This is a genomic window from Novosphingobium anseongense, assembly GCF_037482895.1.
In the GTDB taxonomy this organism is placed as follows: Bacteria; Pseudomonadota; Alphaproteobacteria; order Sphingomonadales; family Sphingomonadaceae; genus Novosphingobium; species Novosphingobium anseongense.
This window is the reverse complement of sequence record NZ_JBBHJZ010000003.1, coordinates 736,937-751,174: the sequence shown is the minus strand read 5'-3', so window position 1 is coordinate 751,174 and position 14,238 is coordinate 736,937. Positions and strand designations below refer to the sequence as shown.

16 protein-coding genes are annotated in these 14,238 nt (G+C 65.4%); 5 read left to right on the top strand and 11 right to left on the bottom strand.

What is annotated here, in order from left to right:
- Positions 1 to 64: 64 nt before the first annotated feature.
- Both WG901_RS17585 and WG901_RS17580 read right to left on the bottom strand, forming a co-directional pair.
- The gene (locus WG901_RS17585; protein ID WP_339588388.1) at positions 65 to 1,129 is read right to left on the bottom strand and encodes a helix-turn-helix transcriptional regulator; all 1,065 of its coding nucleotides are present in this window, start codon (positions 1,127 to 1,129) and stop codon (positions 65 to 67) included.
- A 108-nt stretch (positions 1,130 to 1,237) separates the two neighbouring features.
- Positions 1,238 to 1,636, bottom strand: coding sequence for a GFA family protein (locus tag WG901_RS17580; protein WP_339588387.1), 399 nt, complete (start codon positions 1,634 to 1,636; stop codon positions 1,238 to 1,240).
- A gap of 162 nt (positions 1,637 to 1,798) precedes the next feature.
- On the opposite strand from WG901_RS17580, the gene WG901_RS17575 reads away from it, so the two are divergent.
- Positions 1,799 to 2,845, top strand: a complete 1,047-nt coding sequence (locus tag WG901_RS17575; RefSeq protein ID WP_339588386.1) for an acyltransferase — start codon at positions 1,799 to 1,801, stop codon at positions 2,843 to 2,845.
- A 95-nt stretch (positions 2,846 to 2,940) separates the two neighbouring features.
- Positions 2,941 to 3,153, top strand: a complete 213-nt coding sequence (locus WG901_RS17570; protein ID WP_339588385.1) for a hypothetical protein — start codon at positions 2,941 to 2,943, stop codon at positions 3,151 to 3,153.
- Here WG901_RS17570 and WG901_RS17565 read toward each other — a convergent pair.
- On the bottom strand, positions 3,141 to 3,845 hold the full coding sequence (locus WG901_RS17565; RefSeq protein ID WP_339588384.1) for a methyltransferase domain-containing protein: 705 nt from the start codon (positions 3,843 to 3,845) through the stop codon (positions 3,141 to 3,143). The genes WG901_RS17570 and WG901_RS17565 overlap by 13 nt on opposite strands.
- A 38-nt stretch (positions 3,846 to 3,883) precedes the next feature.
- A complete protein-coding gene (locus tag WG901_RS17560) occupies positions 3,884 to 4,750 on the bottom strand; it encodes a fumarylacetoacetate hydrolase family protein (protein WP_339588383.1) in 867 nt (288 codons plus the stop codon).
- Between the two features lie 258 nt (positions 4,751 to 5,008).
- Here WG901_RS17560 and WG901_RS17555 point away from each other — a divergent pair, with 258 nt between their 5' ends.
- Positions 5,009 to 6,319, top strand: coding sequence for a cytochrome P450 (locus WG901_RS17555; protein WP_339588382.1), 1,311 nt, complete (start codon positions 5,009 to 5,011; stop codon positions 6,317 to 6,319).
- 39 nt (positions 6,320 to 6,358) lie between these two features.
- On the opposite strand, the gene WG901_RS17550 is transcribed toward WG901_RS17555, so the two are convergent.
- The 4 genes from WG901_RS17550 to WG901_RS17535 all read right to left on the bottom strand — a co-directional run bounded on the left by WG901_RS17550 (position 6,359) and on the right by WG901_RS17535 (position 10,207).
- Entirely contained in the window at positions 6,359 to 6,733 is a 375-nt protein-coding gene (locus WG901_RS17550; protein WP_339588381.1) for an EthD domain-containing protein, read from the bottom strand.
- Positions 6,734 to 6,747: 14 nt separating this feature from the next.
- Complete coding sequence (locus tag WG901_RS17545) at positions 6,748 to 7,635, bottom strand: tyrosine-protein phosphatase (RefSeq protein WP_339588380.1); 888 nt, start codon at positions 7,633 to 7,635, stop codon at positions 6,748 to 6,750.
- 18 nt (positions 7,636 to 7,653) lie between these two features.
- Entirely contained in the window at positions 7,654 to 8,889 is a 1,236-nt protein-coding gene (locus tag WG901_RS17540; RefSeq protein WP_339588379.1) for an MFS transporter, read from the bottom strand.
- A 79-nt stretch (positions 8,890 to 8,968) separates the two neighbouring features.
- Positions 8,969 to 10,207 (bottom strand): MFS transporter, encoded by a 1,239-nt coding sequence (locus tag WG901_RS17535; RefSeq protein ID WP_339588378.1) that lies wholly within the window; start codon positions 10,205 to 10,207, stop codon positions 8,969 to 8,971.
- A gap of 123 nt (positions 10,208 to 10,330) precedes the next feature.
- Here WG901_RS17535 and WG901_RS17530 point away from each other — a divergent pair, with 123 nt between their 5' ends.
- On the top strand, positions 10,331 to 11,113 hold the full coding sequence (locus WG901_RS17530; protein WP_339588377.1) for an enoyl-CoA hydratase-related protein: 783 nt from the start codon (positions 10,331 to 10,333) through the stop codon (positions 11,111 to 11,113).
- On the opposite strand, the gene WG901_RS17525 is transcribed toward WG901_RS17530, so the two are convergent.
- Genes WG901_RS17525 through WG901_RS17515 form a run of 3 tightly spaced genes read right to left on the bottom strand, consistent with a single transcriptional unit; the run spans position 11,110 to position 13,312 of the window.
- Positions 11,110 to 11,571, bottom strand: coding sequence for a pyridoxamine 5'-phosphate oxidase family protein (locus WG901_RS17525; RefSeq protein WP_339588376.1), 462 nt, complete (start codon positions 11,569 to 11,571; stop codon positions 11,110 to 11,112). The genes WG901_RS17530 and WG901_RS17525 overlap by 4 nt on opposite strands.
- Before the next feature lie 11 nt (positions 11,572 to 11,582).
- Positions 11,583 to 12,089 carry a nuclear transport factor 2 family protein gene (locus tag WG901_RS17520; RefSeq protein WP_339588375.1) on the bottom strand — a complete coding sequence of 169 codons (507 nt, stop codon included), beginning with the start codon at positions 12,087 to 12,089 and terminating at the stop codon, positions 11,583 to 11,585.
- 44 nt (positions 12,090 to 12,133) lie between these two features.
- Entirely contained in the window at positions 12,134 to 13,312 is a 1,179-nt protein-coding gene (locus WG901_RS17515) for an FAS1-like dehydratase domain-containing protein (RefSeq protein WP_339588374.1), read from the bottom strand.
- A 133-nt stretch (positions 13,313 to 13,445) separates the two neighbouring features.
- Between WG901_RS17515 and WG901_RS17510 the strand changes: the two genes are divergently transcribed.
- A complete protein-coding gene (locus WG901_RS17510; RefSeq protein WP_339588373.1) occupies positions 13,446 to 14,222 on the top strand; it encodes a class II aldolase/adducin family protein in 777 nt (258 codons plus the stop codon).
- The last annotated feature ends 16 nt before the right edge of the window (positions 14,223 to 14,238 follow it).

The following is a 14,238-nucleotide window of genomic DNA, read 5'->3' as shown; positions in this document are numbered from 1 at the left end:
TCATCACCCATATGGGGTGTGGCCGGGGAAATGGTCCGGATCGGGACACCCGCTCCGGCGCCGCTCAGGACAGGTCCTTGAGCAGGACGGCCAGCGCGGCCTGGTGGTCGGTCTGGGTCTTCTGGAATATGCGCTTGAGTTGGCTGCGCACCGTTTCGACCGATACGTTGGCCTCGCGCGCGACCTCCTTGGGACGCGTACCGTGGGCGACCGACCGCGCCACGCGTGCCTCGGCCGGGGTGAGGTCGAAGAGCGCGGCGATGATGTCGCTGGTGGGCAGCAGGCGATTGCCCGGCTTGGCCAGCACGGCAATGGTCCAGATGTTGCTGAAGAGATCGCGCGCGTCGCGCAGCGCGGGAACCAGATGCAGGATCGCGCGCCCTTCCCCGCCCCGGCCGCGCACCGGGATCGACACGCCCTCGCGGACGGTACGCATTTCCGCCAGGGCGCTCGCCAAGCGCTCGTCGCTGCGCGGCTCGACGATGCGCAGGCGATGCTTCGAATCCTGCAGCAGTTCGTCGAAGGCTTCGGCGAAGAGCGGCGTGGCGGCTAGCACGCGTCCCTGAGAGTCGAGCACGGCGACCGAGGCGCCGAGCGCGGAGAACACATCGGACAGCGTCTGCGCGCGCGCCTGTGCGACCTGGCTGCTCAGCGCGGCCGCTCTCGCCAGATGCGGGCGATAGGCATCGAGCATCGGCACGGCGGCGCGCGAGGCAGCGTGGCTGCCGAAAGCCTCGAAGGCGATGGCGACGACGTCGTCCTGCGCGCCCTGGACGATCGTCGCGGCGCCGGCATCGGCACCGCGTGGCGTCAGGAACTCGGTGTACATCGGCATCTGCCGCATTTCCTCGGCCGAATGCGTGTCGCTGTCGGTCAGAAAACCCGCGTGGTCGGCGCGCGCAATCAACCGGCGCACGCGACTGTTGTCGCGATTCCAGCCTTGCAGGTCGAAATCTCGCGAGATTTGGACCACCGACGGCGAGGAGATGACCGAAATCCCGGCGCCGTTGTTGAGAATGAAATTGCCGCCCTGCGCCCCGACGATCTTGGCGATGTTTTCGAGCACGGCGAGCCAGCGGTCGGGAAAGGCTCCGGCTTCGTAGATGTCCGCAATCGTGTCAGCGTGCATGCCATCCCCCAATGGCTGTATCACGGCGGATCATGCTACAAGCGCGCTCCCATGTATATCTTTGTATTCACTCCCGAACTGACACAGCACTCAAAGACCTTGCCCCGATCAATCGTAGTGTTCGATCCCGTCGCCGACAACGGCGACCCATGCGTGTTTGCGCTCTTCGTAGACTGAATATTGCGGCGCCGGGAAAAGCGGATCGGCGAAGGCGCCGATCGCGATGGCCACCAGACCAGGCAAGCCCTCGCTCACATAGGCCACGGTCGAGCCACAGCGCGGGCAGAACCGGAAAGTCGCGCGGTTCCCCTCGTCACCGATACGAGACCATTCGTCGAACGTGCCGGTGATAGCGACATCGGCTTCGGGCCAACGCGCCTGCGCGGCGAAAGAACTGCCCGAGCGTTTCTGGCACTCCAGGCAATGGCAAACCGATATCCGCACCGGCTCGCCCGCGCAGTGCGCTCGCAATTGCCCGCAGGCACAGGATGCGACTCGCTCGCCCATGAAACGCCTTCTAATCCGGCAAGGCTGCGGCCGCCACATCTGGCGGCCGTGCGGAGATACCTCCAGTCTGGAGTAGGTTCCAAGCCTTGAACGTGCAGAACTGACCACAGAAGTAATGGGGAGTTAACTGCCTTCCCGGGATATACCTATCCAGGAGGCATCATGCAGAACAGTTACCGGGAAGAGACGATCATTTGGGCGGACGTGGCCAAATGCATCTGTGTTTTTCTCGTCGTCATATTACACATGGAAGACCACATCGCCGTGTCCGGCTGGACCGACGATGGCGTCATCACGCAGGCATGGCATTGGATCAACATGTTCCTGCGTCCGATAAGGCTTCCCATGCTGTTCCTGGTATCGGGAATGCTATCCGCCAAATCCATTCTTCACGATGACAAGGATACGGTCCGCAAGTATCTGATAAAACCCATCTATCTATACGGGCTGTGGAGCGCGATATTCGTCACGCTCATTCCGCTCTACCCCAGCAGCGCCAATATAGATCTCGGGCCAATCGAGCGGATGAGGCTCGTCCTGCTCATGGTCTCGCCTGCCTGGTACCTGCTGGCCCTGGCCGGATTCTACTGCATAGCGACTGTGACACGGCGTTGCGACCTACGCTGGCTGCTGCTGGTCTGCGCGCTGATCTCCCTGTGCGGAAGCTTCATCGAACCTACGTTGAGCACGCAAACGCACAAGCTGGCTCGCTGTCTCGTGTTCTTCATCGCTGGCGTGCGCCTGCGCGATGCACTGCTGGCCTATACCGCCGCAGCGACACCGCGGCTGCTCGTCGTGAGCGGGCTTTTCTTTCTCGGCGCTGGCACGATGAGCGTCGCGGTGGGACGCTATCTCCTGCCGGTAGACCTCGTCGCCGCCGCCTTCTCGCTGCAACTGGCCGGACTCATCGCCACACGCTGCCAGGCGCTGCACCCGCCCGCCCGGTGGCTCGGCCAGCGCACGCTCTACATCTACCTGCTGCACTTTCCACTGGAGGTGCTGCTGAGCGACGCGGTTCGCCACAACGCCGGCCCGCGGCTGCTCGGCAATGCAATGGCGGGCATGCTCTATCCGCTCGCCGCGGCCGTCGTCGTCGTGCCCGCGGCGCTGGTGCTCGGCGAGACGATGCGGCGTTGCGGGTTCGCCTGGATGTTCGACCTTCCGCGCTGGCAAGGCTTCGAACGGAAACCCGCCACGGCCCGCCCCTGACGCTGTCGCAGTTTGGGACGGCTCCGGCCCTAGCGATTGCCAAGCCACGCGGTTCTGGCATGCTTGCCCCCTGGATTCGCAAGGGAGCAGGACCGATGACGCCGCCGATCGCGCACCGTGCGTTGACTGCCCTGCAATGCGCGGTCACCCTCGTCGCGATCCTGGGCGGGATCGGCATGATCGCCTGGCTCGCCGGTCTCGTCGCGATCGCTGACCTGCCCTATGCGTTGAGCGGGGTCTTCGGCGGCTCCTTCATCATGGGCCTGATCAAACAGCGCCAGCCACCGCGCACCGTCTACCGGGCCTGACGCAGCCGCTCGACCGCCAGCCGGAACGCGAAGCGACGCCGGATCTGCACGACCTCGGGCGCCACGCCCGCCTCGCGGAGGATTGCCCGCCACTCGTCCGGTCGAAACGACCGTGCGATCGACAGTCGGCCGTCCTCGCGCACGATGCGATGGACGCGTAACAGTCGCGCGAGGAGCGGATAGCCCCAATGAGCAAAGCCGTGGCGGTGCAGGTCGCAGATCAGCCAGCCGGTTTGCGCGTGCTGTTCCATGTGTCCGATGAAGGTCTGGAGTTGGAGATCGGTCATATGATGCGCGACCTGGCTCGAGATGATGAGATCGAAGGGTCCCGCCTGATCACGGTAGTCGCCGATACGATAGTCGATCGCCATGTCCGGCGGCGTCGCCGCGCGGGCCGCGACCAGACTGTTCGCGTTGAGATCGACGCCGACGAGATCGACCGCGATTTCCCGCCTCTCCGCCCAGCGATGGATCGTGCGCAGGACGTCGCCGTCACCGAAGCCGACATCGAGCAGGCGGAAGCGCTTCTGCTCGCCCACTGCGCGCGCGAGGAAGGCGAGCGCCGGCCAGGCCGTGAAGGTCCAGCGGTTCACCCGCGCGAGATCGTGCAGCACTTGCGCATAGACTGCCGGATCGAGGTCCGGCGAGTCCATCTGCTCTTCCTGTCGCGCACGGATCGAGAGGTCGGCCATGCGCAGGCTATAACCGGTTTGCGGCTCCGACGAAGGCCTTACGCGCCCCAGGGCTTGCTGCGCGCATGTTCGGAGATCGTAGCCTCGACCGACATCCGCCCGACACGCGGGATCTCGATCGTCATCGTCTCGCCGGGCAGCACGGGGCCGACGTCGGCCGCGCCCGACATGAAGATGTCGCCCGGATAGAGCGTCATCTGGGTCGAGGCGAAGGCGATCATCTCGGCCGGGCTGCCCGTGAGATCGGCGAAGCTCCGCTCGCCGCGCAGGTCGTCGTCGATCCAGAACCTGTAGCCGAGCTCGGACGGGTTCGGGATCTCGTCGGCGGTGACCAGCCAGGGGCCGATCGTGCCGTAGGTGTCGAACGACTTGCAGAAGGCCCAGTCCTCGCGCTCGGGCTTGAGCGTCGTGTCGAAGGCGCAGGCATAGCCGGCAACGTAGCTCAGCGCCTCGTCGGCGCGGACCGGGCAGTCGATCGTCCTGCCGATGACGAAGGCCAGTTCGGGCTCGTGCACCGTCGTGCGGTCGGGCCAGCGGATCTGCAGACCCTGGCTCGGCCCGGCCAACGCGGTCACCACCTTGCCCATGAAGCCGATCATGCCGAAGGGCGCGCCCATGTGCTTCCAGTTGCCCGCGCCGCAGACGAACTTGGCCGGGTTGGCGACGGGGGACAGCAGGTTCACCGTGTCGAGCGGGATCGCCGGCTCGCTTTTCGCCAAGTCCGCCATGCGCGGGCGCAGTTCGACGAGATTGGCGATGAGTTGGTCGCCCAGCGGCAAGGGCCATCGCAGCGGCGGCAACGCCTCGGTGACTTGGGTAACGTCGTGGACGCCATCGTCGGTCACCACACCCAGGCGCGGCGTGGCGGCGCTGTCGGCCTTCAAGGTGAAGCGGCAGATCTTCATGCGGTTGTTTCCCTGGCTATCCTGTCCCGATCGCCTCGAGGCATATCAGGCCCTTCACGCCCGACGCCAGCGGCGGCAGTGATTATCGGACGCTGGGCAGGTAGGCGTGGATGGCCTGCGTGGCGACGGCCGGCAGCCTCAATCCCCATTGTCCACATGGATTTCTATGATCCACTAAGTATCATAAAATTTGACAGCCTCTCAGCTTTGACGCAAACAAGGCGTATTGGCGAGCCCAAAGGGCCGAGGGGAGAAACCATGCGCGACTACGCCGACGTCGATTTCTACACCGACACCTCGCTCGTCGAGGACCCGCATTCCTATTTCGACTTCCTGCGCGCGCAGAACCCCGTGACCAAGCTGCCCCATCGCAACGTCGTGGCGGTGACCGGTTACGAGGAGACCATTCAGGTCATGCTCGATGCCGAGCACTTTTCCAGCGTCAATGCGGTCAACGGCCCGATCCCCGACCTGCCTTTCGAGCCCAAGGGCGACGACATCACCGAAGAGGTGCGCAACGCGCGCAGCAAGATCGCCTATTCGGACCAGGTCGTCACCGAGGACGGCAAGCGCCATGCCGACCTGCGCTCGATCCTGGCCATGCTGTTCACGCCGAGCCGGCTCAAGGCGCTCGAACCGAACCTGCGTTTGACGGCCGACACGATGATCGCCGAGTTCGCGAACGACGGCCGGGTCGATCTCGTCGCGCAGTACGGCGGGCCTTACGCGACGCTCGTCATCGCCGACCTGCTCGGCGTGCCGGAAAAGGACCGGCCGCTGTTCCGCAAGTATCTCGAGAATGCGATCCCCGCCGAAGTCGGCGGCGAGGTCGACATGGCCAACAGCGGTTTCGCCAAGGTCGGCAAGCACATTTTCGGCTACATGACCAAGCGCCGCCTGCTCAACAAGCCGGGCATCAAGCAGCTGCGCGGATTGTTCGGCAGCGACGACAGCGGCGAGATCCTCACCGAAGTGGCGCTGGCGAAGTTCCCCGACGGCTCGCAGCCCTCGCTGGTCGATGTCACGAGCCTGGGCGCCTTCCTGTTCGGCGCCGGCCAGGACACGACCAACCGCCTGCTGTCGAACGGTTTCCGCATCATCGCCGAGCGCCCCGACGTCCAGGAAGAGCTGCGGGCCGATCCCAAGCGCATCGGTGCCTTCCTCGAGGAATTGCTACGCTTCGAAGGCTCGGTGAAGAGCGGTGGACGGCTCTGTGTAAAGACCACGACGGTCGGCGGGGTCGAGATCAAGGCGGGGACGACCCTGCTGCTCTCGCACATGGCGGCGAACCGCGATCCCAAGCGCTTCGACAACCCGCACGAATTCGATATGAACCGCCCCAAGGCCAAGGAACACCTCGCCTTCGGCCGTGGCGCGCACACCTGTATCGGCGCGCCGCTCGCGCGCAAGGAAGTGACCGTCTCGATCGAACGCCTGCTCGCACGGATGGGCAACATCCGCCTCGACGAGGAATTCCACGGCCCCGAGGGGAACCGCCGCTTCGACTACGAGCCGACCTATATCCTGCGCGCCCTCAAGAGCCTGCACCTGAAGTTCGACCCGATTTGAGGCAATGTAAGATCCTCCCCCACTGGGGGAGGATCTAGTTCAAACGCTCATATCCGTCTCGCGCTCGACGACCGTCGCGATTCGCATCGTCGGGCGATGGAAGAACTTGAGCTCGTCCTGCACCACCTCGTCGGGCATGACCGTCGTGGTGATGTAGCCGAGCGTGCCCTGGAACGTCGCTTCGTCCTCGAACCACATCTCGCTGATGACGTCGTAGGGCAGTTCCTCGCAGGTGCCGCTCTCGGCGTGCGGCTGCGGCGTGAGGTAGCGGCGGAAATAGCGGGCAATCCCCTGCATGTAGGGCCGGCACAGCGGGACGTGGTGATTCTCGTAATAGTCCTCGAACTGCGCCATCGTCGTGCCGGGCTTGCGCTTCATCAGCAGCAGGATCTTCCAGTAGGTCTTGTCCGCCATGGCCAGGGCCTCCGTCAGCGCAGCAGGCGCGCGCGCAGCCGGCCGATCTGCTCGGGACCGACCTGAAGCTCGCGATCGAGGAAGCCCTCGATCGAGCCGTAATCCTTGCGCAACTGGTCGAAGGCCGCATCGAGATAGACGCCGTCGACCCCGGTCAGCGGCGCGATCACGTCGGCCGGCAGCCGCGCCAGCATCGGCGAGATCGAAGCCGTCAGCGTGTTCATGCCCGGCGCGCCATTGCTCAGCAGGAAGTCCTGGCGCACGGTCTCGTACGGTACGCCGAGCGCGGTCAGAACGAGCGCCGTGGCGATGCCCGTGCGGTCCTTGCCGGCAGTGCAGTTGACCACGACTGGACCGGTTCCGGCGACGAGGCTGGCGAAGAGCTCGCGATAGGCGGGCGCCTGCTCCTTGGGCATCGTGCGATAGGCGCCGGTCATCATCTGGCGCACCGATTCCGCATTGAGCTTGCTCGGATCGGCGAAGACCGAGGCCATGTTGCCCATCGACATGGCATAGTCGCGCGTCCAGTAGACGTCGCCGAAAGCGGCCTGCTGGCTATAGGCGTCGCTTTTGCGCTCCATCGTCGTGCGCAGGTCGACGATGCGGCTGACGTGGAGCTTGGCGAAGTCCGCCTTGCCCTTGTCGCTGAGGCTGCCGAGCGGACCCGAACGGAAGAACAGGCCGCTTTTCACGGTCTTGCCGTCGGCGGTGTGCAGCCCGCCGAGATCGCGGAAATTGCGCGTACCTTCGAGCAGGACGAAACGGCTGTCGTAGGTTGTCGCCGGTGCCTGGGCCGTGACCTGCGCATGATCGTGGGCATGCGCTGCAACGGGCGCGGCGGTTTCGGCAAAGGCCGGCGCGGTCAGTGCGAGGAGCGAGAGAGCGAGGGCGGTACGCAGCATGGGTAGGTCCTTTGGGGTTCAACCGATTTTGGGATAGTCGCGAGCCTTCGGCATCAGCAGGAACAGAGTGCTGCCGATGACGATAGACCCGGCGATGACGAAGAGGAATGGCTCGAAGCTGTCGTAGCGCGCGAGCGTGTAGCTGACGCCGAGCGCGCCGACGGCCGAGGCGAGGAAGGCGGCGATCATGTGCAGGCCCAGCGTGGTATTGTAGATCCGCATCTTGAAATAGCGCGCGACGATGAAAGGCATGATGTCGGTCTCGGCACCGACTGAAAGCCCGACGAGGAACATGGCCACGGCGATCACCGTGAAGGCATCGAACGAAGTGCCGAGGATGACGAAGCCGATCGCCGGAATGATCATCGAGAAGAACGTCACCAAAGGTGTCGAGAACCGGTCGAGCGCAAGCCCGCAGGCGACGCGACCGACGAGCGTGCCCAGCACGTAGATCGAGGCGATGTTCGCCGCGCCCTGTGTGGTGAGCCCTTGGTCGATCAGCATGAGGTTCATCTGCGAGGAGTGCAGCTGGGTCTGCAGCAGGCAGAGGAAGGTCGCGACCAGGATCAGCCAGAACAGTCCCGAGCGCAGGATCAGGCGGTAGTCGTCGCGGCTGGTGCCCGTCGCGACGGTTTCGGCGACCGGTTCGGAAGCGGCTTCGCGATCGATCACCTGCCCCGAGGTTTTGGGCACCAGGGCCACGGCCACGAGCCCGCACAGGCAGCACAGCGCGCCGAGCAGGACGTAGGACAACCGCCAGCCGATGGTCAGGATCAGCATGTTGAGCAGCGGCAGCAGCGGCGCGGCGAGCGCGGCGGGTGCGCAGTTGACGATCGTCAGCGCCAGGCCGCGCGCCTGGGTGAAGTTCTCGGCAACGACGCGCGTATAGACCAGGGTGCCGGTCATCGAACCGATGATCAGAACGAAGGTGAACAGCGCGAAATAGGCATAGAGATTGCCGCCCATCAGACTGTATCCGATGAAGCCCGGCAGGATCAGCAGCGAGCCGATGAGCGCGACGCGGCGCACACCGAAGCGGTCGGTCCAGCGGCCGATGATCGGCAGGAACGGCAGCATGATCAGCATGGTGATCCCGATCAGCGCGAATTCGGCGCGGCTCCAGCCGAAGGCCTTGATCAGGTGCGGCGCGAAGATCGAATTGGTATAGGCGAACAGCGGCAGGCTGGTGCCCACCCCCAGGCTTGCCGCCGCCAGCGGCCGGACGTTCCGGCGCAATTCGCCCAGATAGCTCACGCGGCTCTCTCCCATGTCTCAGCCGCGCACTGGGCCCTTTCGTGCGGTTGTCGGGGAAGAGCGCAGGCTTGTCGAGGGGTCATCCCACCTTCTCGACGTCGCGCGAGCCGGGCAGCAGCAGGAACAGCAGCGCGCCGACCGTCGCCGTGCCCGCCACGAGATAGAGGAACGGCGAAAAGCTGTCGTAGAGCTTGAGCGACAGGCTGATCGTCCCCGCCCCGATCGCCGAGGTCAGGAAGCTGACGACATGGACGAGGCCCAAGGTCGAATTGAAGATGCGCAGCTTGAAATAGCGCGCGACGATGAAAGCCAGGATATCGATCTCGGCACCGATCGACAGCCCGACGAGGAACATCGAGAAGGCGATCACCGGGAAGGTGTTCATGTCCGTCCCGAGCAGGAAAAAGCCGATCGCGGGCAAGCCGAGCGACAGAGCGGTCACCACCGGCGTCGAGAACCGGTCGAGCGCCAGCCCGCAGCTGATCCGGCCGACCAGCGTGCCGACCACATAGATCGAGACGATGTTCGCCGCCCCCTGCGTGGTCAGCCCTTGCTCGATCAGCATGACGTTCATCTGCGAGGCGTGGAGCGGCGTGTAGAGCAGGCACAGGAACATGCCCGCGACGATGATCCAGAAGGTCCCGCTTCGCGTGATCACGCGATAGTCCTCGCGCGCCGATCGCGGAGCCTCCGCATCGGGCGCTTCCGAGTGAGCGGGACGCAGCGCGGCAGTCCTAGCGCCCTTCGGTGGCTTGATCAGGCTCAGCGCCACGGCCCCGCCCAGCCCCGCGACCAGGCCCATGCCGAGATAGGCCTCGCGCCAGCCGTAGTGTTCGATCACCCAGTTGAGCAGCGGCACGCAGCCCACCGCGTGGACCGCCGGCGTACAGTTGATGATCGTCAGCGCGAGCCCTTGCGCCTTCTCGAAATTCTCGGCGACGAGGCGCGAATAGACGAGCGGCCCGGTCATGCTGCCCACGGCCATCACCAAGGTGGAGCAGAGCGCGAAGTAGTAGAAATTGCCCCATTGCAGCGCATAGCCGACGAAGCACAGCGGCACGAGCACGGTGCCGAGCAGCGCCACGCGCCAGACGCCGAGCTTGTCGGTGAAGCGGCCGACGAATGGCAGGATGAAGACCGTGGTCAGCATGGTCAGCCCGATCAGCGCGAACTGCGCGCGGCTCCAGCCGAACTCCTTGATCAGGTGCGGCGCGAAGACGCTGCTGGTATAGGCGAACAGCGGCAGGCTGGTGCCGCAGCCAAGGCTGGCCGCCAGCAATGGCTTCGCGTTTTCGCGCAATTCACCCAGATAACCCATGCGGCATCCCCACCTGTCCAGCCGCATTCCGGGCCTTGTCGGCGCACTGTGTCAGGCAAGACCCGACGTTGTCGAGAGGGTGGTTTTGCTCGATAGCGCACAAACCGACCGGGGAGACGAAACTTGGCCAGCGACCTGATCCTCACCGAAGCCGATGGCGGCGTATTCACGATCACGCTCAACCGACCCGACAAGCTCAATGCGCTGCTGCCCGAGATGCACGGAGAGCTCGAAGCCGCCTTCGATCGCTTCGCAGCCGACGACGCGCTTCACGTCTGCGTCGTGCGCGGCGCCGGCGAGCGGGCCTTCTGCGCGGGCAGCGACCTTGCCGCGTTCCAGGCCGAGGGCGGCGCGCCCTACCCCCAGACCGGCTATGCCGGCCTCGCCCAGCGTTATGACCTGACCAAGCCGGTGATCGCCGCGGTGAACGGGATCTGCCTCGGCGGCGGCTTCGAGCTGGCGCTCGCCTGCGACATGATCGTCGCTTCGGACAAGGCGGTGTTCGGCCTGCCCGAGCCCAAGGTCGGCCTGATCGCGATCGGCGGCGGTGTTCACCGGCTGGTCCGCCAGGTCGGTCTCAAGCAGGCGATGGGGCCGCTGCTGACCGGCCGCAACATCGCTGCGGCAGAAGGCAAGGCCATGGGTTTCGTCAGCGAACTGACCACGCCCGAACATCTCGACGCGAAGGTCGCCGAGATCTGCGCGGCGATCGTCGCCAATGCGCCGCTGGCGGTGCGGCTGAGCAAGGAGCTGGCCCTGTGGGGCCTCGATCAGCCCAGCCTGGCCGATGCCCTGGAAGGGCAGACCGAACATCCGTCGTTCCGCCGCTGGCGCGCTTCGGAGGATGCGGTCGAGGGACCCAAGGCCTTTGCCGAGAAACGCAAGCCAGCGTGGACGGGGCGCTAGCCCAGCCCCAGCTTGCGGTGATCCCAGCTCATCACCCTATCGGGCGTGACCGCGACGACAACGCGCTTTTCGGCCATCGACTCCGCGATCACCGCGACCTCGTTGTCGTCGAGACCCTTGTGATTGCGCGCGACGAGCAGCTTCATCAACCGCAGCAGTTCCGCGCCGCCATCTATGACCTCCGCATGTCCCTTGATCGAAACACCACGCAACTCGCTGTATTCACTGCCCTGCTCGATCAACAGCGCCACCCGCGGATCGCGGCGCAGGTTCACCACCTTCTGCGACTTGCCGTAGGTCTCGAACAGCCATGCGGCACCCTCGCGCGCGAACCAGACGGTGGTCAGATGCGGCGCGCCATCGGGATCGAGCGTTGCCACCTGCAGGCTCTTGCATTCATCGACCAGGGCGGCGATCCCGGCCTCGTTCATCCGGATCGCGTCGCGCATCTTGGCCATGGGAGTCCGCCCTAGCTGATCGCCTTGAGGAAGTTCAGGCGTCCTGCGCGCCCCTCGTCGCGCAACGAGACGAGGTCAAGCTGGAACTCGATCTCCTCCATCGGCGTCTGCACGCGTGGATTGCCCGTCCAGTAGACGACGCGGCAGACGCGCTTGGCAATGCGCCAGCCCTCCGCCGTGCGCCGCCACGCGTCGTCGTAATAGCCGGTGCCGTCCCAGACCGGCGGATCGCCCGCGGCGTGGCGGATCAGTCGCCAGGCGCCGTAGGTATGCGAGCTTGCGCGATCGCCAGCGACCTTGACCAGATGATTGGTCATGGCGTGCTGGGTGGCGTCGAACAGCTCGTGGAACGCGCCGAAGTCCGCCTTGAACCGCGCGCGGTCGGTCCAGTGAGAGGTGGCGCCGTAGTCGGCGTCGACGTCCTCGGTGAAAATCTGGTCGAACAGGTCCCAGCGTTGGGTGTCCATGGCGAGGCCATAGAGGTTGATCCGCTCGATGATGTCCTCGCGATCGGGCATCTTCTTCTCCCTGCCCCCTTCCCGCTTGCGGGAGGGGGACCTTGTCACACCGGCAGGCTGACCTCGGCCGTGCCCTTGAGGATCGTGTCGCCGTTCTGCGTGGTCATCTTGGTCTGCACCTTGACCACCGGCCCGCCATAGGGCGAACGGTCGATCTTCTCGATCACCTCGCCATCGACATAGGTCACGTCGCCCTCGAAGGCGGGGCTGCGGAACTGGGTGACCGAGTGCCAGATGTAGCCTTCGTGGCCGGCCCAGTAGGCGACCGTGTCGAGGTGCCAGGCGTTCATCGACGAGCCGTAGCCGTAGACGCCGCCCATGCCGACCTTCTCGCCCTTGTCGGCGTTGATGTGACCCGACGAGGGACCGGCGTGGAGGCCGTCGCCCTCGCGCGGGTCGATCTTCCGCGCCTCGTGGTCATAGGTCATGTCCGAGGAGAAGCCGGCGTCTTCCTTGGCCGGATCGTGCACGCCCTCGGGCACGTTCCAGCGCCAGGTGCCCCAGATGTTCTGGCGATGCGCGCGGCATTCGAGCGCGAAGGTCACCCGGCTGTGCGGACCGATCACGCGGCGCGGCAACTTGTCGCCGACCTTGACGTCGGCATAGCGCGGCGAGACGCCGTCGCGGTTCGACTTGATCCAGGCCAGGCGCACGCGCTCGACCTCCTCGAGCTCGCTGCGCGTCCAGAGCTTGGGCGGCACGTTGCCTTTGTCGTAGACCTTACGCTTGGCCGCCTCTTCCACCAGATAGCGGATCGAGGTCGCGCGCTCCTTGGCGACGAGCGCGCCGTGCTGGTTGCGGTGGACCGTGTCGCCGTCGGCGAACATCGTCGGGCCGGCAAAGGCCGTGTCGCTGACCTTGTAGCCGGCGAAGCTGCGCTCCTGCGTGAGCTTGTCGCCCGGACGGATCGGGTTGCCGTAGAACCACCATTCCTCACCCGCGAAGATCAGGTGGCTGCCGGGAATCTTGCCGACGCACGAGGGGTGGCAGCCGTGGCCGTAGTCCATCGCGACGGTGAAGCTCTGGGGCGCGACGATGCCACCAAACCGCGAGTTTGCCGCGAAGGTCTGGTCCCAGTGCAGCGGGTTGGCATAGTCCATCGCCTGGACCCAGCGGCGGATGTCGGTGGCGTTGCAGGGATCCCACATCTCGGCGAAGACGATCGGCTTGCCGATCCACTTGTCGACGTCGCTCGTATCCAGCGTGACGGTGCCTTCAGCCATGGACTATCCTTCCTCCCAAATCGTGCGCGCGCTTGGCGTCTTCCATGCGGCGTGCCAAACTGCACGGCAGTTCATGCAGGCCCATCGGCAATAGGCGCGGCCCCAAACCCGGCACGGCTTATAGGAGAGGAACATGGCCACGGCAGCCCGGAACGATGCCATTGCCGCTGGCGACAAGCCGAGTGGCGACCACGTCTGGCGCATGCGCTGCGAACTGGCCGCCGCCTATCGCCTGGTCGCGCTGTTCGGCTGGGACGATCACGTCGCCACCCACCTGTCGGTACGGCTCCCCGACGGCTCGTTCCTGCTCAACCCCTTCGGGCTGATGTTCGACGAGATCACCGCGTCGAGCCTGATGCGGCTCGACCTCGACGGCAATCTCGTCGAGCCCTGCGAGCATCCGCTCAATCCGGCGGGGTTCAACATCCACGCGGGCCTGCTCGGCGCGCGGACCGATGCGAACAGCGTCATGCACCTGCACACGCGCGACGGGGTCGCGGTCTCGGCGCTCGCCGAGGGCCTGCTGCCGCTGAGCCAGAACGCGCTCAACGTCTGGCACGACATCGCCTATCACGAGTTCGAGGGCGTCGCATCGGCGCAGGACGAGCGCGCCCGACTTGCGGCGGACATCGGCGACAAGCACCTGATGATCCTGCGCAATCACGGCACCCTGACTCTGGGCCGCTCGATCGGTGCGGCTTTCACCCGACTCTACATGCTCGAATGGGCCTGCTCCGCGCAGGTACGCACCCTGTCGATGGGCCGCGAGTTGCAGCTTCCCAACGAGGCGGTCATCGCCAGGCAGGGCGCAATGATGAGCGGTGACTGGGTCGAGGCTTTCGCCGAGACGCAGTTCTGGCCGGCCATGTTGCGCAAGGCGATAAGGGAATGTCCGGGTTTCGACATCTAGCGTCCCAACCCTATAT

Excerpts from the sequence above, each read along its gene's own strand:
- WG901_RS17585 (WP_339588388.1), bottom strand. The coding sequence starts at position 1,129 with ATGCACGCTGACACGATTGCGGACATCTACGAAGCCGGAGCCTTTCCC.
- WG901_RS17580 (WP_339588387.1), bottom strand. The coding sequence starts at position 1,636 with ATGGGCGAGCGAGTCGCATCCTGTGCCTGCGGGCAATTGCGAGCGCAC.
- WG901_RS17575 (WP_339588386.1), top strand. The coding sequence starts at position 1,799 with ATGCAGAACAGTTACCGGGAAGAGACGATCATTTGGGCGGACGTGGCC.
- WG901_RS17570 (WP_339588385.1), top strand. The coding sequence starts at position 2,941 with ATGACGCCGCCGATCGCGCACCGTGCGTTGACTGCCCTGCAATGCGCG.
- WG901_RS17565 (WP_339588384.1), bottom strand. The coding sequence starts at position 3,845 with ATGGCCGACCTCTCGATCCGTGCGCGACAGGAAGAGCAGATGGACTCG.
- WG901_RS17560 (WP_339588383.1), bottom strand. The coding sequence starts at position 4,750 with ATGAAGATCTGCCGCTTCACCTTGAAGGCCGACAGCGCCGCCACGCCG.
- WG901_RS17555 (WP_339588382.1), top strand. The coding sequence starts at position 5,009 with ATGCGCGACTACGCCGACGTCGATTTCTACACCGACACCTCGCTCGTC.
- WG901_RS17550 (WP_339588381.1), bottom strand. The coding sequence starts at position 6,733 with ATGGCGGACAAGACCTACTGGAAGATCCTGCTGCTGATGAAGCGCAAG.
- WG901_RS17545 (WP_339588380.1), bottom strand. The coding sequence starts at position 7,635 with ATGCTGCGTACCGCCCTCGCTCTCTCGCTCCTCGCACTGACCGCGCCG.
- WG901_RS17535 (WP_339588378.1), bottom strand. The coding sequence starts at position 10,207 with ATGGGTTATCTGGGTGAATTGCGCGAAAACGCGAAGCCATTGCTGGCG.
- WG901_RS17525 (WP_339588376.1), bottom strand. The coding sequence starts at position 11,571 with ATGGCCAAGATGCGCGACGCGATCCGGATGAACGAGGCCGGGATCGCC.
- WG901_RS17520 (WP_339588375.1), bottom strand. The coding sequence starts at position 12,089 with ATGCCCGATCGCGAGGACATCATCGAGCGGATCAACCTCTATGGCCTC.
- WG901_RS17515 (WP_339588374.1), bottom strand. The coding sequence starts at position 13,312 with ATGGCTGAAGGCACCGTCACGCTGGATACGAGCGACGTCGACAAGTGG.
- WG901_RS17510 (WP_339588373.1), top strand. The coding sequence starts at position 13,446 with ATGGCCACGGCAGCCCGGAACGATGCCATTGCCGCTGGCGACAAGCCG.